Here is a 21,468-nt window from a genome sequence, read left to right on the forward strand (position 1 = left end):
AATCGATTCTACGGATACGACGACGCAGATACGTACTACTGGTAGTAGTAAAACTGCGTCACGGCGTGTGGTATTGGCCATAGTCCGAACGGGTGGATACGGTCGGGTTGGCTAGCGGCCGACCCGCCGGGCAAGCTTTCGTTCTCGACATCGCGGAGAGTGGGGACCTGGCGGATGAAGACCGACGACAGCGCGGCAACCGGACACGGTACGGCAGCGAGGGTCAGGGGTCAGACGGGGCGGGCCGCGGAACGGGTCTGGGGCGGGGTCCGGGGCGCGCCGGTCAGCATCGCGCTGCTGGTTGCCATCTGGATCCTGGCGATCGCCACGTCCAGTGTGATCAGCGGGCCCTCCCACGATCTGTCCCAGCACGTCGCGATCGGGATCCGGGCGTTCCAGAACGGCTGGGTGTGGACGCTGCTCACCGCCGGGCTGTGGGGCGACGACGTCCTGGCGTACCTGTCGACGACCGTGCTGCTCCTGGTGGTGGCCGCACCGCTGGAACGCCGGATGGGGTCGGCGCGGTTCACCCTGGCCGCGGTCGCCACCCAGGTGCTCGGCGGGTTGCTGGCGCTGTCGGTGGCCGCGGTCGCGAAGGTCGTCGACGCGAACTGGGGGTTCCGGCTGCACGTGGGGATGGCCGTCGGCCCGAGCACCTGGATCGTCGGCGCCGCGATGGTGGCCAGTTCCAACATGGGCACGCTGTGGCGGCGGCGGATCCGGGTCGGCGTCCTCGTGTTCACGATCACCCTGGCGCTGTTCAGTGGTTCGCTGCAGGACGTGGTCCGGCTGGCCGCGGCCGTGGTGGGGTTGGTGATCGGCCGCTGGATCGTGGGCCGCTCCGCGCGCGGCGAGCGGATCGCGGGCACCCAGCGGGAGGGCCGGGTGCTCGTCGCGATCGTGGTGGCGGCCAGCGCGATCGGACCGATGATCGCCGCGCTGTCCGCGGAGGCCGTCGGGCCGCTCGCCGTGCTGCGCGACCTGTTCCGCGGGGTGCCGTACACGGCGGGCGAGGTCCGCGACCTGTGCGAGGTGTCGGCGGCGGACCCCGAATGCCGGCGCGGGCTGCTCGAACTGCGCCTGTCAGGGGTCGGTCCGACCCTGCTGAGTCTGATGCCGTCCCTCTTCCTGCTCACCCTCAGCGACGGCCTCCGACGGGGCCGTCGCTTCGCGTGGGTGGCGTCGGTGATCGCCCAGGTGATCCTGCTGGTGCTGTCGCTGCTGAACTTCGCGGTCCGGTTCGTCGACTCCCTCGACGAGGACTCCCTGTTCTACGGTCTCGCCGACCCGAACCTGTATCGGACGCTGGTGCCGTTCCTGACCCCTCTGGCGATCCTGATCGTGCTGCTCGCGACGCGGCGCTTCTTCGACGTCTCCGCCCCGGCCGGGACGTACCGGCGGCTGGCCGGTGTCCTGGTGGCGCTCGCCGCCGGGCTCGCCGTCCTCTACGTCCTGGGCGGATTGTGGGCGCGGCACGGGTTCGACCCCCGGCCGGGGGTGACGACGCTGCTGGCCGACTTCCCGGAGCGGCTGATCCCGCCCGTGTACCTGCAGTGGCTCGATCCGCGGCTGCTGCCGGAGAGCATCCCCGCGACGCTGCTGTACGAGTGGACCGGGGTGGTGTTCTGGATCGCCCTCTGCGCGCTGGTCGCGGCGACGTTCCTCAGCCCCGCCATCGGCTCGGATTCGAAGTCCACCGAACGCGCCCGTGCGCTCTTGAAGTCGGGGAGCGGGAGCCCGCTGTCCTGGATGACGACGTGGCGCGGCAACAACTACTGGTTCTCCGCCGACGGCACCAGCTACGTCGCGTACCGGGTCATCGCCGGTGTCGCGCTGACCACCGGCGATCCGGTCGGCCCACCGGACCGGTTGCGGGACACCGTCGAACACTTCGCCGAGTTCGCCGCCGCCAACGGCTGGATCCCGTGCTTCTATTCGGTGACCGGTGAGGTCCGCGACATCACCGACGCCCTCGGCTGGAGCGGGATCCAGGTGGCGGAGGAGACGGTGCTGGATCTGGGGCAGATCGCGTTCACCGGCAAACGGTTCCAGGACGTCCGCACCGCCCTGAACAAGGCGAAGAAATCGGGGATCACCGCCGAATGGGTCAGCTTCCCCAGCGCCCCCCGGGCGATCACCGACCAGATCACCGCGATCTCCGAGGAATGGGTGGCCGACAAGGGCATGCCCGAAATGGGTTTCACACTCGGCGGACTCGACGAGGTCGACGACCGAGAGGTGCGCTGCCTCATCGCCGTCGACGAGGACCGCACCGTCCACGGCATCACGTCCTGGCTGCCGGTGTACCAGGACGGGCGGGTGGTCGGCTGGACCCTCGATTTCATGCGGCGGCGGGCGGAAGGGTTCCGGCCGGCGATGGAGTTCCTCATCGCGTCCGCGGCACTGAAACTGGAGGAGGAGGGCGCGCAGTTCCTCAGCCTGTCCGGCGCCCCGCTCGCGAAGGTCGAGCAACCGGACGGCGACGCCGACGAGCGGGAACGGTCGGAGTCGTCGGGCCTGTCGGCGGTGATGGACAGCGTGCTCGATCTGCTCGGCCGCACCCTGGAACCGGTGTACGGGTTCCGGTCGCTGCTGGCGTTCAAGTCGAAGTTCCAGCCCCGGTACGTGGCCATGCACATGACGTTCGCCGACCCGGCCGCGCTCCCCAGCATCGGCAACGCCGTCGGCAGGGCGTACCTGCCGACGGTGTCGCTGGGGCAGAGTTACCGCCTGGTGCGGACGATGATCGGCGGGCGGCGCTGACGGCCGCTACTTCGCGTCCGGTCCGCCGATCGCGCCGTACACGTGGCGGGTGCCGATCGGCACCACCAGCGGGCGGTCGGACACGGGGTCGGCGATGACCGCGGCCTCCAGGCCGAACACCTCGAGCAGTAGTTCGGCGGAGATGATGTCCTTCGGCGCGCCGGACGCGACGACGGTGCCGTCCCGCATGACGATCAGCTGGTCGCTGTAGCGGATCGCGAGGTTCAGGTCGTGCAGCACCATCACCACGGTGCGGCCCAGTTCCTCGTGCATCCGGTCCACCAGGTCGAGGACCTCGACGGAATGCGCCAGGTCCAGGTAGGTGGTGGGCTCGTCGAGCAGCAGGATGTCGGTTCCCTGCGCGAGGGCCATCGAGATCCAGGCCCGCTGACGCTGGCCGCCGGACAGCTGGTCGACGGGGCGGTCCGCGAGGTCGGACACCCCGGTCAGGGCGAGCGCCTCGGCGACCTCGCCCTCGTCGTCGGACGACCACTGCCGCAGCCACGACTGGTGCGGGTGCCTGCCACGGGCCACCAGGTCGGCGACGGTGAGTCCCTCGGGGGCCACCGGCGCCTGCGGGAGCATGCCGAGGGTGCGGGCGACGTCCTTGGTGCGCATCGACCCGATGGCCTTGCCGTCCAGCAGCACGGAACCGTTGCGCGGCTTCAGAAGTCGTCCCAGCGCGCGCAGCAGGGTGGACTTGCCGCAGCCGTTCGGCCCGATCACGGTGGTGATCACGCCGGTCCGCACCTCGAGGTTCAGGTGGTCGACGATGACCCGGTCGCCGTACCCGAGGCTCAGGTTGTCGGCGATCAGTCGAGAGTCAGTCTGCACGGTCATGCGGAGACCTTCCGATTGTTGCGAACCAGCAGATACAGCAGGAACGGGCCACCGAGTGCCGAGGTGACGATACCCACGGGCAGTTCGACGGGCAGGATGGTGCGGGCGACGACGTCGCTGCCCACCACGAGCACGGCGCCGGTCAGCGCCGACGCGATCAGCGGCGGACCGGGGGACCGCACCAGCCGCAGCGCCACCTGCGGTGCGGCGAGCGCGACGAACCCGACCGGGCCTGCCGCGGCGGTGGCGATGCCGGCGAGGGCGACGGACATGAGCAGCAGCCGGGCCTGCGACCACTGCAGCCGCACTCCCAGCGACACCGCGTTGTCGTCGCCGAGGCGCAGGGCGCCCATCGTGAACGAGGAGATCACCGCGTATCCGCCGACGAGGACGACGGCGATCGTGACGGGCCACACCTGACTCCAGGAGGCACCGTTGAGGGACCCGTTGAGCCACACCTGCGCCCGCGACGCGTCGTTGATGTCCGCCGAGATCAGCAGCCACCCGGTGACCGCGATGAGCATGGCGTTGACACCGATGCCGATCAGGATCAGCCGGTACCCCTCCACCCCGCCGCGCCACGCGAGCAGGTAGATGACCAGGGCGGTGAGGAGTCCGCCGACCAGGGCGGCGAGCGGGATCCCCAGGGTGGCGAGGATGCCGACGAAGCTGCCGCCGCCACCGAGGACGATCAGCGCGACCGCGGCGGCGCTGGCACCGGACGTGATGCCGAGGATGTCGGGGCTGGCGAGGGCGTTGCGGGCGATCGACTGGGTGATGGCGCCTGCCAGGCCGAGGGCCATGCCGATGAACACCCCGGTCAGCGACCGCGGCAGCCGGAGGTCCATGACGATGAAGTTCTGGGCCTTCGTGCCGCCGCCGAACAGCACCCGCGTGACCTCGGGGATCGACAGCGGGTAGTCGCCGCGGCCGATGTTGAGGCACAGCACCAGGAACAGGGCCGCCAGCAGGGCGACGTTGACGGCGATGCCGAGGGGGCGCAGGACCAAGGAGACCGGTCCGAGGCGGAATGCGGGGCGTGCCGGTACCCGGGCCGTCGGGGCGGCGCCGAGGTCGGGGCGCACGTCGTCTCGAGTGCTCACAGGCTTGCCAACTTTCTGCGCCGAACCAACGCGATGAAGAACGGTGCCCCGAACACGGCGAGCACGATGCCCACCTGCAACTCACCCGGCCGGACCACGACCCGTCCGATGACGTCGGCGGTCACGAGCATGACGCCGCCGAGGAGTCCGGCGTAGGGGACCAGCCACCGGTAGTCGGGGCCGGTGATGGCCCGTGCGACGTGGGGGACGACGAGGCCGATGAACGCGATCGGACCACATGCCGCGGTGGCCGCACCGGTGAGGAGGGTGATCGCGACGATGCCGAGCGCACGGCTGGCCGCGATGTTGGTGCCCAGCGACCGGGCCACGTCCTCGCCGAGGCTGAGGACGTTCAGGCCCGGGGTGCTGACGAGGGCGAGGATCAGTCCGAGGACCAGGAACGGCAGCACCTGCCACAGCACGTCGAAGCCGCGGCCGGCCACCGACCCGACCACCCAGAACCGGTAGGAGTCGAGGCTGGACTGGTCGACGATGATGATGGCGTTGGTCATCGCCTGCAGGAAGAACGCGACGGCGGCGCCGGCCAGCGCCAGGCTCAGTGGGCTCGCCGCCCCGTTGCCGATCGACGACAGCCCGAACACGATCACGCTCGCCGCGAAGGATCCGGCGAACGCGAACCACAGGTATTCGCTGGGGGCGCTGAATCCGAACAGGTACATCGACAGCACGACGAGGAACGCGGCGCCGGCGTTGAGGCCGAGGAGTCCGGCGTCGGCGAGCGGGTTGCGGGTGTGCCCCTGGATGAGGGCGCCCGCGACACCGAGCGCCATTCCGACGACCAGGCCCAGCACGGTGCGGGGGCCGCGGAGTGTGCGCACGATGATGTCGGTCTGCGAGCCGTCCGGGTCGAACAGGGCGTGGAAGATCTCCGCGAACGACAGCGGCCGCGCCCCGACCGCGACGCTGGCGAGCAGGACCAGCCCGAGCAGGATCACGAGGACACCCAGCCCGATCAGCCGGCGACGCCGGATCGCAGCGACGCTGACGTCTTTCTCACGGACGGCGAATCCCTCGTCGGTGGCGGTGCTTTCCCGGACGACCTCGGTGCCGGTGCGCCGGAACGCCCGCTGCAGCGACCGTTTCGGGCCGATCGCGTCGCCGGTGTGGGTGTCGCGGGTCACGAGGCCGACCCAGCCCTTGCCCGAACTCTGCCCGGTGTTGCCTTCGCGGAATCCGCGGTTCCACAGGGCGAGTCCCAGCGCGATCGCGACGGCGGCGCCGCCGAACACGACCCGGTCGGCCTCCCCGCCGCCGTTGTCGTCGCGGAGGGAGTCGACGATGTACCACCCGAGAACGAGAGGGATGGCCACTATCCCGATGTCGAGCAGTCCCGCGAGTGCCCGGAGGTACAGCGGGGCGGGACCGCGCGGCACGTCGCGCTTTCCGTAGGGCTCGTCGGTCGGCAGGTGCGGGATGTCGCTGCCGAACTGTCTCGTCGTCGTCACTGGCGGGGGAAGCTCCTGACGTGTGTGCCTGTGCACGGGATCTGCACTGATTCAACTACTTAGGTTACGGAACCCTATCCCCGTTGCCACATCCGGCGGCGTGTCCCGGGCGTCGCGGTGCGCGGGGGTGCCTCACATCACATGATGTCAAGTCTTGATATTTGGTTAGGCTCACCTATGTTTGGTGGTGTTCCATCCCGACCGATTGGAGTGCACGGTGACTTCGACCCTGTCCGCCCCCGCGACCGCACTGGACGTGTCCTGCACACGACTTCGCGCACTGAACGCCGAATATCCGCGCATGTACGCGGTCGCGACGATGGCAGACGAGGGTAAACGCAGGTGGTGGTCGCTCGCCGACGACCTCGACGGCGACCGGGTGCCCCGGATGTGGGCGCGTTCGCTCGAGGACGTACCCGATCCGGACGTCGCCGCCATGCAGGTGGCGACGGCACTGATCCACGCGGTGGTCGGGCGGGTCACCGCCCTCGTCGTGCTGGAGGGCCGGGCCTGGGATCCGGGGCTCGAGAACCTGTGGATCCACATGGACAGTGACGAGGGAATCGACTGGGCGGGCGTCGTCGACGACACCATGCGCGTGCTGCCGGACGACCCCCACGCCGGCGCCCCCCGGACGGTCACCGTGCCGTGCGAGCGGGCGCTACTGCTCTGGACCGTGCACCGCAGTCTCACGTCCCTGCACGCGGTGTTCGATGCCATCGCCCGGCTGACGCCGATCGACGCGTCCCGATTCTGGGGGCTCGTGGGGGAGTCCGTGCTCGGCGCCGCAACGTACGTGCCGATCCTCGCCGGTGGCGGCGAGGCCGCCGCGCAGCGCCGCGGTCAGGGCATCCTGGACGCCTTCGTGGCCGCCGGGGTGCCGGTCCGCTCGAAGAGCCGGATCACGCGTCCGCACTGCGGTCGGCTGACGCAGGCGCGGAAGCGCTTGCTTAATTAGGGAAGCCTTGCCTATACTCATGGCAGACGTCGAGCCGACACGCCGACGCCGAGAACCGAACTACCGGACCGCGCAGGAGTCCTGAGGGCTGCAGTGACTCCCAGGTCCATCCCACGGCGGGCCTCACGCTGAACAAGCGTGAGGCCCGCCGATCCGTTGGCCCCACCTGCTTGTCCCGCCGCCCGTCCCATCGTGTAGGCAGGAGTGCGGGTGCGCCGCGAGAGCGCACCGCGATCCGATGGAGAGTGCGATGGTGGATTCCGGGCAGCAGCAGGCATCGAACGGCGACGGGCGCGGCGACACCGCCGCGCTGGCCGATCAACTGGGCAAGGGATTCGACGCCCTCATCGGACTCGAATACCTCGAACTCGGCCCCGACCGCGTGCGAGCACAGTGGACGGTCACCCCCGACCTGCAGCAACCCGCCGGCATCCAGCACGGCGGCGTGTACTGCTCGGTCATCGAATCGGTCGCCAGCACGGCAGGCACGGTCTGGCTCGGCGGCCGCGGCCACGTCGTCGGCGTCAACAACAACACCGACTTCCTCCGCGCCACGCGGGAGGGAACGCTGACCGCCGAGGCCAGCCCCGTCCACCGCGGCCGCACCCAGCAGTTGTGGGAGGTCCGGATCACCGACGAGCAGGATCGACTCGTCTCCAAGGGGCAGGTCCGGCTTGCGAACATCACCGACACCGGGCGCCTCGGCAACTGACACACCCCGGACACGGCGGAGGGGACGGACCCGATGGTCCGTCCCCTCCGCCGTGTTCAACTCAGGTGGATGACTGTGTCACCCGGCGGCTTTGCGCTGCTCGCCGCCGGACGATTTCTCCGCCGTCTCCTTCTCCCGTTCGTGCCGCTCCAACTGCTCCATCGCGTTGCGGGCGAACACCCACTGCTCGGTGGACGCCATCTGCGCGCGTCCGCGACCGAGGAACGTCACCGTCCACGACAGCAGCGTCGACAGCCGGCTGCGGAACCCCACCAGGTACATCAGGTGGATCGCCAGCCACGCCACCCAGCCGATGAATCCGCTGATCTCGAGCTTGCCGACCTGTGCCACCGCGCTGAACCGCGAGATGGTGGCCATGCTGCCCTTGTCGAAGTACTTGAACGGCGGGCGGTTCTCCGGCTTCTGCCCGCTCAGACCGGCCTTGATCTGATGGGCCGCGTATTTGCCGCCCTGCATCGCGACCTGCGCCAGACCCGGCAGCTTGTCCAGCGACATCATGTCGCCGATCACGAACACGTCGGGATGCCCGGGCACCGACAGGTCCGGGTTGACCAGGACGCGTCCGGCGCGGTCGATCTCGGCGTCGGACTGGTCCGCGATCTGCTTGCCCAGCGGGCTCGCCTGCACACCGGCCGACCACACCTTGCACTGCGACTCGATCCGGCGCTGCGTGCCGTCCTTGTCCTTGACGGCGAGACCGTCGACGTCGACGTCGACGACCATTGCACCGAGCTGGATCTCGATTCCGAGCTTCTCCAGCTGCTGGCGGGCCTTGCGGCTCAGCTTGCCGCCGTAGACGGGCAGGACGTCGTCCGCGCCGTCCAGCAGGATCACCCGGGCCTCGCGGGGATCGATGTTGCGGAACGCCCCCGACAGGGTTCGCCGCGACAGTTCCGCGATCTGGCCGGCGAGCTCGACACCGGTCGGGCCTGCGCCGACGACGACGAACGTCAGGAGCCGGGCCCGTTCGGCGGGATCGCTCGACAATTCGGCCTGCTCGAACGCGCCGAGGATCCGGCCGCGCAACTCCAGTGCGTCGTCGATCGTCTTCATGCCGGGCGCGAACTCGGAGAAGTGATCGTTGCCGAAGTACGACTGGCCCGCGCCTGCGGCGACGATCAGGCTGTCGTACGGGGTGACGGTGGTCCGGTCCAGGAACCGGGAGGTGATCGTCTTCGCCTCGAGATCGATCTTCTCGACATCGCCGAGCAGCACCTGCGTGTTCTTCTGCTTCCGCAGCACGAGCCGGGTGGCGGGGGCGATGTCGCCGACGGAGAGGATGCCGGTCGCCACCTGGTACAGCAACGGCTGGAACAGGTGGTGAGTGGTGCGCGCGATCATGGTGATGTCGACATCGGCGTTCTTCAGCGCCTGTGTGCCGAACAACCCACCGAAGCCGGATCCAATGACCACGACGCGATGGCGGCGTGACTCAACCGACTGGATACTCATTCCGTGCTCCTCGAAAAATAGGCGACTCCTGTCACGGTAGTCGCCTTGTCCCCGAGCGTCTCAGTAAGGCTTGCTTCCCTGCGCCCGCGTCCGGAATCGATCCAGAAACGGGGTTCCCCGCCCGTACGCGAAGCCGGGCAGCCCCTCCGTGAGGGACTGCCCGCCTTCCGGTGCTCAACGCGGCTATTCCACCCGGCCGATCCGCTTCCTCCCCGTGGGGGTCCCGGTCGAGTCCGGGGGAATGAAATCCGATTTGATCGAAAACACGAACAGAGCCGTCACCCCGACCACGACGACAAGAATGGTGAGGACTACGACCACGTAGCCGAAACCGACACCAATTGCTGTCAAGTCCATCAGACTTACCTCCTCAGTCGCTGCTCACGCTACTGCGGAGGGTAGCCGCTGTCGCCGCGTCGGCGGAGAGAAACGACCGTGGCCGGCGTTCTTCGCGCCGTCACGTCAGGTGGTCGAACTCCCCGGTCACCCAGGCACAGTGCCGGGTCGCCGAATACGCGAGCGCCTCCCGGCCGTCGTGGTCGATGACGTTGTCGAAGTTGCCGATGATGCGGTCGAACTCGAGGTGCGACAACTGGTCCGCGATGCGCCGCACCACCGCCGCGGACAGCGGCAGCCGGTTGGGGTACGACCGGAGGAACGACACGGTGCGGCGGTCCGGGTTGGGGAACACGCCGTCGCCGGTGAGCAGCACACCCCGGCCGTCACCGCCGTCGCGCCAGTGCGCGACGGCACTGCCAGGGAAGTGCCCGCCGATCTGGTGCAGGGTCAGCCCCGGCGCCACTTCGTGTGTGCCGGACCAGAACACGATCGGCCCGTCGGACCGTGCCAGCCAGGAGCGGTCCGCGTCCGCCACCAGGATGGGCACGTCACCGAGCGCCTTCGACCACTGCGTCTGGACACCGAACATGTGCGGGTGACTGCCCGCGACGGCGATGACGGGGCCGTGCGCGGCGACGGCGTCGACGGCTGCGGCGTCGACGAATCCGATCGGATCCCACAGCAACGACCCGGCGGGCGTGCTGATCACCAGGGACTGCTGACCGATCGCGGTCTTCGGGTCCACGTACAGGCCGTGCAGTCCCGGCTCGACCTCGTGTTCGACGGCGCGGTACCCCGCGCCGGCCAGCGCCTCGACGGTGGTCCACACCTGCCCGCCGAGCGGAATGTACTGGCGTTCGTCGGCGCAGATCGCGCACTCGTCGGGGAGCGGGGTGTTCGGGTCCTGTTCGACGCCGCACGTGGCACAGAGATGAAATAACACCCCTCGATGATGCATGCTCACGGCACGCCGAGGAGCCGCAATCCGGCAGCCGTCGCGGCAGCGGACAGGACGATGACGACGAAAGGCGCCTTCCGCCAGGCGAGTAGGCCCGCGACGACGACTCCGGTGGGACGCGCCACTCCGGCGAGGTCGTGGCCCTCGGTGAGCGACGCGGTGCCCACCAGCGCGGCGAGCAGGACCACGGCCGCCGACGCCATGGTCCGCTCCACCCAGGGCCGGGTCGCGATCCGCGGCCGCAGCGCCGGTCCGGCGAACCGGAACGCGAACGTGCCCGCGGCGAGCACCCCCACCGACCCGATCAGCACGAGCTGCCCGGTCACCGCAGCACCGCCTGCCGCACACCCGCGAGCAGACCCACCAGCGCCGCGAGCACCGGAAGCCCGGCGGGCAGGACCGGCGTGGCCGCCAGGGCGACGACGGCGCCGATCAGGGCAGGCGCCCGCACGTCCCGATCACGCAGCGCCGGCAGCACCAGGGCCAGCAGCACCGCCGGGAACATCGCGTCCAGACCCAGCGCAGCGGGGTCGCCGATCGTATTGCCCGCCACCGCGCCGAGCAGGGCCCCGAGCGGCCAGCACACCGCGATCCCCACACCACACGCCCAGTACGCGGCGCGCCTGCGGTCCGGGTCCGTCTCCCCGAGCGCGAACACCACCGACTCGTCGTTCATCAGGTGACTGCCCACGATTCGCCGAGGCCCTCGCCCGAGTACGTCGCCGACCGCCAGACCGAACGGCAGGTGCCGCGCGTTCACCAGCAGTCCGGCGATCGCAGCCGCGATCGGGCTGCCGCCTGCCGCGACGATCCCGACGAACAGGAACTCCGCGGAACCGGCGAGGATCAGCACCGACAGTGCGACGGGCAGCCACACGTCGAGTCCCGAGCCCACCGCGATCGCGCCGTACGACATGCCGACCAGTCCGTCGGCCAGGCATACGAGCGCGATGTTCCGGAGGACTCGCGAGCCGAGTGTTCGCTTCATCGAACGCATGACTTATATACTGAACAGATGACAAGTCGTTCGTCAAGTCGAACGTACCGACCGAAATAATGAACATCTCGGGAAGGGAACCATGGACGGGCAATCCCCGCTGGGATACATCGGACCCTCGCTGCGCCGCGAACGCGAACGGTCGGGCATGTCCCTGACCGAGGTTGCCCGTCGCGCCGGCGTTGCGAAATCCACTCTGTCCCAACTGGAATCAGGGGGCGGCAACCCGAGCGTCGAAACCCTGTGGGCCCTCTGCGTCGCGCTGGACGTGCCGATGTCGCAACTCCTCGATCCGCCCCGCCCGCGGGTCCAGGTCATCCGCGCCGACGAGGGACCCGAACTGACCTCCGACCGGGCCGACTACCGCGCCACCCTCGTCGCCTCCTGCCCACCGTCCGCGCGCCGGGACCTCTACCGCCTCGCTGTCGAACCCGGACCCGCCCGCGAATCCGAACCACACATGCCCGGTGTGGTCGAGCACGTCATCCTCAGCGCCGGGCGCGCACTCGTCGGCCTGGCGAGCGCCCCCGTCGAACTCGGGCCCGGCGACTACATCGCCTACCCGGGCGATGTGGCACACGTGTTCGAGGCGCTGGAGTCGGGGACCCGCGCCGTGCTGGTGTCCGAGCACAACTGACGGCACCTCCGAAAACTTTCTCGTGCACAGTGTCGATTCGCGGGGCCGGCATTCGTATAGGAGGTGAAGGCCGGCCACAGCACACCCCGAGGCGCCGACCGCCCGATCCGAGGAGGAACCCGACATGACTCAGTACCTGTTGAGTGTGTACCAGCCCGACGGTCCCGCTCCCGAACCCGACACCCTGGCGAAAATCGCCGACGACCTCGACGCCCTCAATCAGGAGATGGTGTCCGCCGGTGCGTGGGTGTTCAGCGGGGGACTGTGCGCCCCCACCACCGCGACCGTGCTGCGGGCCCGCGGCGGCGACGTCCTCGTCACCGACGGCCCCTACACCGAAGGCAAGGAACACCTCGGCGGATTCACCATCGTCGAGGCCCCCGACCTCGACGCCGCGCTCGGATGGGGTCGCAAACTCACCCGGGCGACGACGCTGCCCATCGAGGTCCGGCCGTTCGCCCATCACGCCGGGGCCGGAAGCCACTGACGTGATCGACACCGCCGACATCGAACACGTGTTCCGCACCGAACACGGTCGCGCGGTCTCCGTCCTGGTCGGCGTGTTCGGCGACATCGACCTCGCCGAAGACGCCGTCCAGGACGCCTTCGCCGAGGCGGTGCAGCGCTGGCCGTCGGACGGGCTGCCACCGAGCCCCGCCGGATGGATCATCACCACCGCCCGGCACCGCACGATCGACCGGCTCCGGCGCGAGGCGTCCCGGCACGACCGGCACGCGCAGGCCGCGCTGCTGCTCGCCCGCGACGGACCGACGGAGGAGGGCGCCGTGCACGACGACCGGCTACGCCTGATCTTCACCTGCTGCCACCCGGCGCTGGCACCCACCGCCCAGGTCGCACTCACCCTGCGCCTCCTCGGTGGACTCGGCACCGCGGAGATCGCCCGCGCCTTCCTGGTGCCCGAGCCGACCATGGCGCAGCGCCTCGTCAGGGCCAAGGGGAAGATCCGGGACGCCCGGATCCCGTACCGGGTGCCGGACGAGGCCGATCTCCCGGATCGTCTCCGCACCGTCCTGGCCGTCGTCTACCTGATCTTCAACGAGGGGTACACGGCGAGTTCGGGGGACCGGCTGACGCGGGCGGATCTGTGCGCCGAGGCCATTCGCCTCGGCCGGGTCCTGGCTGCCCTGATGCCCGGCGAACCGGAAGTCACCGGGCTGCTCGCGTTGATGCTGCTGATCGAATCGCGACGCGCCGCCCGTACCGACGCCGACGGGCGACTCGTGCTCCTGCCCGACCAGGACCGCGGCCGGTGGGATCCCGGCCTCATCGCCGAGGGGCAGTCGCTGGTGCGGGACTGCCTGCGACGGAACATCCCGGGCCCGTATCAGATTCAGGCCGCGATCAACGCCGTCCACAGCGACGCCGAGACGGCCGCCGACACCGACTGGTGGCAGATCCTGCAGCTGTACGACCAGCTGATGTCGCTGGCGCCGAGCCCGGTGGTCGCGTTGAACCGGGCGGTCGCGGTGGCGGAAGTGCGGGGACCGGCGGAGGGGCTGGCGCTCGTCGACCAGCTCGACCTCGACGACTATCACCTGTACCACGCGGTGCGGGCCGATCTTCTCCGCCGCGTCGGGCGCCCCGGCGAGGCCGCCCGCGCCTACGACGCCGCCCGCGACCGCACCGACAACACGGCCGAACGGGAATTCCTTCGGGCACAGCGCGATTCGATCGTATGACGCGCGCCGGTCAGAGGGTCAGCCCCGGCGGCAGGCACAGCGAACCGAAACACGTCTGCGTTCGCACGCTGACGGGGAGCGGTTCCGCCGTCGCCGGCTTCGCGTACGCGGTCTCCGGGAGCGGCGCCGAACCCCACACCTCGTCACCGGGACCCGCATTCTCACTGCAGATCCAGTGGATCAGATAGTCACCGTCGGGTACCGACTCGAACACGAACTCCTGCGGTCCCGGTCCGATCACCACATTCGATCGGTGAAACACCGCCACGGACTCGGGGTTCACGATGTCGTCCGCCGCCCTCAGTCCACCGAGTCCGCACACGATGTCCGCACCGGTGTCGTTGGTGAGCGTCGTCGTGACGGTGCTCCCCGCGACGGCGGCCGCCAGGGTCACGTCCGGCGGGTCCGCGGCGGCGGGCGCGGCCAGGAACAGGGCGAGGGGGCCTGCGGCGATCAGCGCGATCGCGACCCGGGGCACGAGTGTCATCAGCGGAACCTTCGTTCTCGGCGGTCTCACTCCGGACGTCACCGTATTGATACCCGCCGCGCAGGCCGGTAAACGGCACGAGGGGACGCACGCCGAATCCCGCTCGCCGGACCAGTCCCGCGGCCTACGATTGAATTTCGAGGCCCCGCGGCCGAAGCCCCCTCGACGTCGCCCAGCCGAATACACCCTGGGACTCCGACAGTCGGTCTCGCCAGGAGAGCGAGCACGCCGGCGCGTGAAGCATCGGAGGGAAGACATGAGCGGAATCCCCGCACTGAAGAAGGCACTGAGCCAGCGCCAGTTGACGATGATCGCGATCGGCGGGGTGATCGGCGCGGGCCTGTTCGTCGGATCCGGCGTCGTCATCGGCGACACCGGGCCCGCGGCGTTCGTCACCTACGCCCTCGCCGGGGTCCTGATCATCATGGTCATGCGCATGCTGGCCGAGATGGCCGTGGCCAACCCGTCGACCGGATCGTTCGCCGACTATGCCCGCCGGGCGCTGGGCAACTGGGCCGGCTTCTCCGTCGGCTGGTTGTACTGGTACTTCTGGGTGATCGTCGTCGGCTTCGAGGCCATCGCCGGCGCGACGATCATCCAGTACTGGATCGACATCCCGCTGTGGCTGTCCGCGCTGGTTCTGATGATCCTGATGACCGCGACGAACTTGTTCTCCGTGTCGTCGTTCGGCGAGTTCGAATTCTGGTTCGCCGGCATCAAGGTCGCCGCGATCGTCGTGTTCATCGCACTCGGCGCACTGTTCGTTCTCGGCGTGTGGCCGAACAAGGCGCTCGACTTCTCCAACCTGTGGAGCCACGGCGGGTTCCTCCCGTTCGGCGCCATGGCCGTCACCGTCGGCGTGGTCACGGTGATCTTCTCCATGGTCGGCGCCGAAATCGCGACGATCGCCGCCGCGGAATCGGCGGATCCGGAGCGGGCGGTGACCAAGGCCGCCAACTCGGTGATCGTGCGGATCGCCGTGTTCTTCGTCGGCTCGACGTTCCTGCTGGCCACCATCCTGCCGTGGGACGACGAGCAGATGGCCGCCTCCCCGTTCGTCGCCGCGTTCACCGAGATGGGGATCCCGTACGCCGACGACATCATGAACGCCGTCGTGCTGACGGCAGTGCTGAGCTGCCTCAACTCGGGCATGTACACCGCCTCCCGCATGCTGTTCGTCCTCGCCGCGCGCCGGGAGGCCCCCGCGCAGCTGGTCAGGGTGACCCGCCGCGGGGTGCCCGCCATCGCGATCCTCGCCTCCTCGGTCGTCGGCTTTCTGTGCGTGATCGCCGCGGCCGTCTCACCCGACACCGTCTTCGCGTTCCTGCTGAACTCCAGCGGCGCGATCATCCTGTTCGTGTACCTGCTCATCGCCGTCTCCCAGATCGTGCTGCGATACCGCACCCCGGCCTCGGAGCTGCGGGTCAAGATGTGGCTGTTCCCGGTGTTGTCGCTCATCACCGCCGCCGCGATCGTGGCGATCCTCGTGCAGATGTATCTGCAGGAGGACGTGCGGTCGCAACTCGTGCTGAGCTTGGTGTCGTGGGCGGTCGTCATCGTGCTGTTCCTCGCCAACACCTGGTTCGTGCGCCGGCGGCCCGCCGTCGAGGGGGCTGCCGCGACCACCCGGCCTCACCGGGTACTGGTGCTGGCCAACCAGACCGTCGAGTCGAAGGAAATGCTCGACGAGCTCCGTCGCATCGGCGCGGATCGGGAAGCCGTCTACTTCGTGGTCGTGCCCGCCAGCCCGATCGAGACCGGAACCGCCGCCACCCACGGCCCGCTCGACGTCGCCGAAGCGACCCGGGAGGTCGCCCGGCAGCGACTCGACGACACGCTGACGACCCTCCGCTCGGAGGATCTCGACGCCGACGGCGAGGTGGGGGACTACCGGCCGCTGCGCGCCCTGGCCGCCGGCGTCGAATCGTTCCATCCGGATCAGATCGTCATCTCCACGCTGCCGCCCGAAGAGTCGGTGTGGCACCGGTTCGACGTCGTGGACCGCGCCCGCGCCGAGCACGGTGTGCCGGTCACCCACGTCGTCGCGCACCCGATCGGCGCAGGGAAACCCGCTCGATGACGATCATCGCCGGATTCAGCTCGAGCCGTCAGGGGACCGCGCCGCTGCACCTGGCGGCGCGGATCGCGCGCTGGACCGGCGAGACGGTCGTGGCCGCGGCCGTCGTGGAACAGCCGTGGCCGGCGAAGGACGACCCCATCGACCGCGAATACCTGCGCTATGTCACCGCGGAGGCGTCGCGGGCACTCGACGGGGTGGTCGCCGGGCTGCCGGGCGACCTGGACATCCCCACCGTCGTTCACCGGTCGACCTCGATCCCGACCGGGCTCATCGAACTCGTCGCCGCCCACGACGCCACCCTCGTCGTCGTCGGGTCTTCGTCGTCCGGTCTGCTGGGCCGGGTGGCGCTGGGCAGCGTCACCGAACGGCTCGTGCACACCGCGGCCGTACCCGTCGCGATCGCGCCGCGTGGCTACCCATCGGTGCCCGGACCGATCCGCAGGCTCACCGCCGCCTACGGCGGCGAAGCCGACGTCAACGGCCTCATCGCGGCCACCGCCGAGATGGCTGCAGGGTGGCCGGTGACCTGGCGGATCGTGTCGTTCACGGTGCGGCCCGTGTCCCGGTTCGGCGGCGCCATCGAGCAGTCGACCGAGGATCTCGTCGTCCGGCAGTGGACGCGCCGTACCACCGACGACATCGCCCGGCAACTCGACGCGGTGCGCGCCCGCATCCCGGTTCCCGACGTGGACGTGGAGATCGGCAGCGGCACCGACTGGCGCGCGGCGGTCGAGGCCGTCTCCTGGGAGCCCGACGACATGCTCGTGCTGGGTTCGGGAGCCGCCGGACCCGCCGCCCACGTGTTCCTCGGCTCCGCCGCGTCGAAAATCCTGCGGCACGCCCCCGTGCCGGTGATGATCGTGCCGCGGCACACACCCGCGACGTAACCGTCAGCGGTCGGCCACCACCGTCGCGGCCGCGGATGCCCGGCGACGCCGGGACGCGGTGATCCGGCGACCGATCACGCCCTGCCGCGGCGCGAGCAGATAGACCAGCGCGAACGCCGCACCCTGGGACAGCACCACCATTCCGCCGCTGGCGGTGTCGAGGTGATAGCTCAGGTACAGGCCGATGACGGCGCAGGACGCCGAGATCGCCGGGGCGATGACGAGCATCCGATGGAAACTGTCGGTCAGCAGATACGCCGTCGCCCCGGGAATGATCAGCATGGCCACCACCAGGATGACACCGACCGCCTGCAGGGCCACCACCGCCGTCAGGGCCAGCAGCCCCAGCAGCGCCGCCCCGAGCAGCCGCGGGTTCAGGCCGATGGCATGCGCATGGGTGGGATCGAACGCGTACAGCGTGAAGTCGCGGCGCTTGACGATCAGTGCGACGAAGACGAACGCCCCGAGGATCGAGATCTGGACGAGGTCGGACCGGCTGACACCCAGCAGGTTGCCGAAAATGATGTGGTTCAGGTCGGTTTGGCTCGGGGTGACCGAGACCAGCACCAGACCGAGGGCGAACAGGGTGGAGAACACGATGCCGATCGCGGCGTCCTCTTTGACCCGGCTGGTGTCGCGGACCAGCCCGATCAGTGCGACGGCCAGGAAACCGAAGATCACCGCGCCGATCGCGAACGGGGCGCCGACGATGTAGGCCAGGACCACGCCGGGCAGGACCGCGTGCGAGACCGCATCACCCATCAGCGACCAGCCGATCAGCACCAGCCAGCACGACAGCACCGCGCACACCACCGCCGCGATCAGGGTGGTGATCAGCGCACGGACCATGAAGTCGTAGCGCAGGGGGTCGACGAAGAAATCGATGACATCCATTGAGTCTCAGGTCCTTGTCATCACGTCGAGGCCGAAGGCGGCCGCCAGATTGTCCGGTTGCAGAACGACCCCGGGGTCGCCGTGCATCAGCACCGTGCGCAGCAGCAGGATCGCCTCGTCGGCCAGGTCGGGTAGCGCGTGCAGGTCGTGGGTGGAGACCAGGATCGCCGCACCCGCGTCGGCGAGTTCCCGCAGCAGCGCGGTGATGGTGGCCTCGGAGCGTTTGTCCACCCCGGCGAACGGTTCGTCGAGCAGAAGGATGGTGGCGCCCTGCGCGATTCCCCGGGCGACGAACGTGCGCTTCTTCTGACCGCCGGACAGTTGCCCGATCTGCCGGTCCGCCAGGTCCGTGAGTTCGACGCGTTCGAGAGCGTGCTCGACGGCGTCGCGGTCGGCCTTTTTGGGCCGCCGGGTCGGTCCCATTCGCCCGTACCTGCCGGTCATCACCACGTCCCGCACCGAGAGCGGGAACGTCCAGTCCACGTCCTCGCTTTGCGGAACGTAACCCAGCACCCCGGCCTTGCGCGCCGCGGCCGGCGCCGCGCCGTTGATGCGGACCGTGCCGGTGTCGGGTTTGACCGTGCCCATGATCGTCTTGAACAGGGTGGACTTTCCGGAGCCGTTCATGCCGACGAGTCCGCAGACGCGTCCGGGGCGAAGGGCGAGGGAGACCCGGTCGAGCGCGCGGACGTCGCCGTAGTGGACGGTGACGTCCCGGACCTCGACGGCAGGCTGGGTGGTCACGACCGCTGCCCGTTCAGTGCGGAGGTGAGAGTGTCGGCGTCGTGCCGGATCAGATCCAGATACGTCGGCACGGGCCCGTCCGCCTCGGACAGCGAGTCGACGTACAGGGTGCCACCGAACGCGGCGCCGGACGCTTCGACGACCCGTTGCATCGGCGCATCCGACACCGTGGACTCGCAGAACACCGCGGGAACCCGGTTCTGCTTCACGAACTCGATCGTCGACGCGATCTGCTGGGGAGTGGCCTGTTGTTCGGCATTGACCGGCCAGATGTACTTCTCTGTCAGCCCCGCGTCACGGGCCAGATACGAGAACGCTCCCTCGCACGTGACCAGCGCCCGTTCGTTGACCGGCAGTGCGCCCAGTTCGGCGACCAATTCGTCCTGCACCTTCTGCAACTGCGCCTTGTACGCGTCGCCGTTGGAGCGGTAGTCGGCGGCATGAGCGGAATCGAGTTCGCTGAACGCGGCGACCATGTTGTCGACGTAGATCTGCACGTTCAGCGGTGACATCCAGGCGTGCGGATTCGGTTTCCCCGCGTACGCGTCCTCACCGATCGCGATCGGCTCCACGCCGTCACTGACGACCACGTGCTCGACGTCCACCCCGTCGACGAACTGGCCGAACCAGGCCTCCATGTTCATGCCGTTGTCGAGGATCAGGTCGGCCTGTGCGGCCTTCTTGATATCGCCGGGGGTGGGCTCGTATCCGTGAATTTCGGCGCCCGCCTTGGTGATCGATTCGACGGTCAGGTGCTCGCCGCCGACGTTCGCGGCGATGTCGGCGAGCACGGTGAACGTGGTCAGCACCACCGGTTTGTCGTCGGCGGGGCCGCTGCCCTTGCCGCACGCGGACAGCAGCAGCGTCGTGGCCAGCGCTGTCAGTACCGCGGCAGCGGTCACCGGCCGTCGTCGCGCACCCACCTTGAAGGACGTTGTTTTCACGCGGCGAATCATAATGTTTGGCTGACCGAAACCACAAGTGTGGATCGGCGAGCTCGTCAGCTCGCCCGCGCGACAGGGGAGTCCGGATGCTCGACGCGACGCTCGAGGTTGTGCAGTTGCGCGATCGCATTGCGGGCGGTGATCTGCTGATGTGTGTTGGTCAGTTGCCCGCGCCAGGTGCCGAGGAAAGTCCACGCCCACGACAGCAGGGTGGCGACACGGCTCCGGAACCCGACGACGTAGACCACGTGCACCGCCAGCCACATGACCCACGCGAGGAAACCGGTCAGCTCGACACCGCCGATCTTGGCGACCGCGTTGAACCGGGAAATCGTGGCCATCGAGCCCTTGTCGCGGTACCGGAACGGCGGCCGTTCCGGCGCCGGGCGTCCCGTGGCTGCCGCGGCGACCTCGGCGGCGATCCGCTTCGCGGCGTAGCGGCCCCCTTGGATCGCGACCTGGGCGACGCCGGGCAGGCGATCACGCGACATCATGTCGCCGACGACGAACACGTCGGGATGGCCCGGCAGCGTGAGATCTTCTTCGACGGCGACGCGGCCTGCGCGGTCGAGGGCGGCACCCGACTGGGCGGCGAGTTGCGCGCCGAGTGGGCTGGCCGCCACCCCTGCCGACCAGACCTTGCAGACGGACGCGATGCGGTGCTCGGTGCCCTCGGCATCCCGGACGGTCAGTCCGTCGGGGTCGACGTCGGTCACCGACGCACCCAGCCGCACCTCGACCCCGAGCTTCTCGAGGGTTTCCGCCGCCTCCGAACCCAAGTTGTCACCGAACGGCGGCAGCACCGCCGAGGCTGCGTCGAGCAGGATGATCCGCGCGTCGCGGGGGTCGAAGTTGGTGTAGGCCCCGACGAGGGTGCGGTGGGCGAGTTCGGCGATCTGACCGGCCATCTCGACGCCGGTGGGCCCGGCACCGACCACGACGAACGTGAGCAGGCGTGCCCGCTCCTGCGGGTCGGCGGTCACCTCGGCCTGCTCGAACGCGCCGAGGATGCGGCCGCGGAGTTCGAGGGCGTCGTCGATGGACTTCATTCCCGGGGCGTGTTCGGCGAAGTGGTCGTTGCCGAAATACGACTGCTGCGCCCCGGCGGAGACGATGAGGCTGTCGTATCCGGTGACGGTGGACTGGCCGAGGTGTTCGGACGTCACGGTGCGTTCGGTGAGGTCGATTCCGGTGACGTCACCGAGGCGCACGGCGGCGTTGGCCTGGTCCTTGAGGATCATCCGCGTCGACGGGGCGATCTCACCCTCGGAGAGGATGCCGGTCGCCACCTGGTAGAGGAGGGGCTGGAACAGGTGGTGGGTGGTGCGGTCGATCACCGTGACGTCGACGTCCGCGCGGCGGAGGGCCTTGGTCGCGAACAACCCACCGAAGCCAGATCCGATCACGACGACGCGGTGGCGCGCGGACGGGGACTGTGGGTTGCTCATGTTGGAGCCTTTCCGATCACGCTGGGCGGCGACGATCT

Annotated in this window: 21 protein-coding genes; 8 read left to right on the forward strand and 13 right to left on the reverse strand. The window is 69.4% G+C overall.

The features are described from left to right. Window positions 1-174: 174 nt before the first annotated feature. Window positions 175-2,763, forward strand: coding sequence for a rhomboid family intramembrane serine protease (locus I1A62_RS45185; protein ID WP_219458289.1), 2,589 nt, complete (start codon window positions 175-177; stop codon window positions 2,761-2,763). A gap of 6 nt (window positions 2,764-2,769) precedes the next feature. Here the strand turns inward: I1A62_RS45185 and I1A62_RS45190 are convergent, their stop codons facing one another. Genes I1A62_RS45190 through I1A62_RS45200 form a run of 3 tightly spaced genes read right to left on the reverse strand, consistent with a single transcriptional unit; the run spans window position 2,770 to window position 6,172 of the window. Then, entirely contained in the window at window positions 2,770-3,603 is an 834-nt protein-coding gene (locus I1A62_RS45190) for an ABC transporter ATP-binding protein (RefSeq protein WP_219458290.1), read from the reverse strand. Continuing rightward, window positions 3,600-4,706: an iron chelate uptake ABC transporter family permease subunit gene (locus I1A62_RS45195; RefSeq protein ID WP_219458291.1), complete on the reverse strand. Its 1,107-nt coding sequence runs from the start codon at window positions 4,704-4,706 to the stop codon at window positions 3,600-3,602. The genes I1A62_RS45190 and I1A62_RS45195 overlap by 4 nt, the downstream gene beginning before the upstream one ends. Continuing rightward, entirely contained in the window at window positions 4,703-6,172 is a 1,470-nt protein-coding gene (locus I1A62_RS45200) for an iron ABC transporter permease (protein ID WP_124390967.1), read from the reverse strand. Before I1A62_RS45200 ends, I1A62_RS45195 begins: the two co-directional genes overlap by 4 nt. A 184-nt stretch (window positions 6,173-6,356) precedes the next feature. On the opposite strand from I1A62_RS45200, the gene I1A62_RS45205 reads away from it, so the two are divergent. Together I1A62_RS45205 and I1A62_RS45210 are read left to right on the forward strand one after the other, a co-directional pair. Beyond that, a complete protein-coding gene (locus I1A62_RS45205) occupies window positions 6,357-7,130 on the forward strand; it encodes a hypothetical protein (protein ID WP_219458292.1) in 774 nt (257 codons plus the stop codon). A gap of 250 nt (window positions 7,131-7,380) precedes the next feature. Further along, window positions 7,381-7,842, forward strand: a complete 462-nt coding sequence (locus I1A62_RS45210) for a PaaI family thioesterase (RefSeq protein ID WP_219458293.1) — start codon at window positions 7,381-7,383, stop codon at window positions 7,840-7,842. 78 nt (window positions 7,843-7,920) lie between these two features. Here I1A62_RS45210 and I1A62_RS45215 read toward each other — a convergent pair whose 3' ends face one another. From I1A62_RS45215 to I1A62_RS45235, 5 genes are all read right to left on the reverse strand, one after another. Next, window positions 7,921-9,315, reverse strand: a complete 1,395-nt coding sequence (locus I1A62_RS45215) for an NAD(P)/FAD-dependent oxidoreductase (RefSeq protein WP_218269553.1) — start codon at window positions 9,313-9,315, stop codon at window positions 7,921-7,923. 183 nt (window positions 9,316-9,498) lie between these two features. Next, a complete protein-coding gene (locus I1A62_RS45220; protein ID WP_124390971.1) occupies window positions 9,499-9,672 on the reverse strand; it encodes an adenylate cyclase in 174 nt (57 codons plus the stop codon). Between the two features lie 100 nt (window positions 9,673-9,772). Then, window positions 9,773-10,597 (reverse strand): MBL fold metallo-hydrolase, encoded by an 825-nt coding sequence (locus tag I1A62_RS45225; protein ID WP_219458294.1) that lies wholly within the window; start codon window positions 10,595-10,597, stop codon window positions 9,773-9,775. 17 nt (window positions 10,598-10,614) lie between these two features. Continuing rightward, window positions 10,615-10,938: an AzlD domain-containing protein gene (locus tag I1A62_RS45230; RefSeq protein WP_219458295.1), complete on the reverse strand. Its 324-nt coding sequence runs from the start codon at window positions 10,936-10,938 to the stop codon at window positions 10,615-10,617. Beyond that, complete coding sequence (locus I1A62_RS45235) at window positions 10,935-11,609, reverse strand: AzlC family ABC transporter permease (RefSeq protein ID WP_219458296.1); 675 nt, start codon at window positions 11,607-11,609, stop codon at window positions 10,935-10,937. The genes I1A62_RS45230 and I1A62_RS45235 overlap by 4 nt, the downstream gene beginning before the upstream one ends. An 82-nt stretch (window positions 11,610-11,691) precedes the next feature. Here I1A62_RS45235 and I1A62_RS45240 point away from each other — a divergent pair, with 82 nt between their 5' ends. The 3 genes from I1A62_RS45240 to I1A62_RS45250 all read left to right on the forward strand — a co-directional run bounded on the left by I1A62_RS45240 (window position 11,692) and on the right by I1A62_RS45250 (window position 13,946). After that, window positions 11,692-12,246, forward strand: a complete 555-nt coding sequence (locus I1A62_RS45240) for a helix-turn-helix domain-containing protein (RefSeq protein ID WP_219458297.1) — start codon at window positions 11,692-11,694, stop codon at window positions 12,244-12,246. 124 nt (window positions 12,247-12,370) lie between these two features. Then, window positions 12,371-12,733 carry a YciI family protein gene (locus I1A62_RS45245; RefSeq protein WP_087561310.1) on the forward strand — a complete coding sequence of 121 codons (363 nt, stop codon included), beginning with the start codon at window positions 12,371-12,373 and terminating at the stop codon, window positions 12,731-12,733. 1 nt (window position 12,734) lies between these two features. Beyond that, window positions 12,735-13,946: an RNA polymerase sigma factor gene (locus I1A62_RS45250; protein ID WP_124390976.1), complete on the forward strand. Its 1,212-nt coding sequence runs from the start codon at window positions 12,735-12,737 to the stop codon at window positions 13,944-13,946. 10 nt (window positions 13,947-13,956) lie between these two features. On the opposite strand, the gene I1A62_RS45255 is transcribed toward I1A62_RS45250, so the two are convergent. Further along, on the reverse strand, window positions 13,957-14,433 hold the full coding sequence (locus tag I1A62_RS45255) for a hypothetical protein (RefSeq protein WP_124390977.1): 477 nt from the start codon (window positions 14,431-14,433) through the stop codon (window positions 13,957-13,959). A 256-nt stretch (window positions 14,434-14,689) separates the two neighbouring features. On the opposite strand from I1A62_RS45255, the gene I1A62_RS45260 reads away from it, so the two are divergent. Both I1A62_RS45260 and I1A62_RS45265 read left to right on the forward strand, forming a co-directional pair. Then, window positions 14,690-16,513, forward strand: coding sequence for an amino acid permease (locus I1A62_RS45260; RefSeq protein ID WP_219458298.1), 1,824 nt, complete (start codon window positions 14,690-14,692; stop codon window positions 16,511-16,513). After that, a complete protein-coding gene (locus I1A62_RS45265) occupies window positions 16,510-17,400 on the forward strand; it encodes a universal stress protein (RefSeq protein ID WP_219458299.1) in 891 nt (296 codons plus the stop codon). Before I1A62_RS45260 ends, I1A62_RS45265 begins: the two co-directional genes overlap by 4 nt. 3 nt (window positions 17,401-17,403) lie before the next feature. Here I1A62_RS45265 and I1A62_RS45270 read toward each other — a convergent pair whose 3' ends face one another. Genes I1A62_RS45270 through I1A62_RS45285 form a run of 4 tightly spaced genes read right to left on the reverse strand, consistent with a single transcriptional unit; the run spans window position 17,404 to window position 21,430 of the window. After that, window positions 17,404-18,294 (reverse strand): metal ABC transporter permease, encoded by an 891-nt coding sequence (locus I1A62_RS45270; RefSeq protein WP_219458300.1) that lies wholly within the window; start codon window positions 18,292-18,294, stop codon window positions 17,404-17,406. 6 nt (window positions 18,295-18,300) lie between these two features. Beyond that, entirely contained in the window at window positions 18,301-19,038 is a 738-nt protein-coding gene (locus I1A62_RS45275) for a metal ABC transporter ATP-binding protein (protein WP_219458301.1), read from the reverse strand. Further along, a complete protein-coding gene (locus I1A62_RS45280; protein WP_219458302.1) occupies window positions 19,035-19,994 on the reverse strand; it encodes a metal ABC transporter substrate-binding protein in 960 nt (319 codons plus the stop codon). The genes I1A62_RS45275 and I1A62_RS45280 overlap by 4 nt, the downstream gene beginning before the upstream one ends. Before the next feature lie 44 nt (window positions 19,995-20,038). Then, window positions 20,039-21,430: an NAD(P)/FAD-dependent oxidoreductase gene (locus tag I1A62_RS45285; protein ID WP_219458303.1), complete on the reverse strand. Its 1,392-nt coding sequence runs from the start codon at window positions 21,428-21,430 to the stop codon at window positions 20,039-20,041. Between the last annotated feature and the right edge of the window lie 38 nt (window positions 21,431-21,468).

Origin of the sequence: Rhodococcus sp. USK10 (assembly GCF_019378875.1) — a bacterium.
GTDB lineage: Bacteria > Actinomycetota > Actinomycetes > Mycobacteriales > Mycobacteriaceae > Rhodococcus_F > Rhodococcus_F pseudokoreensis.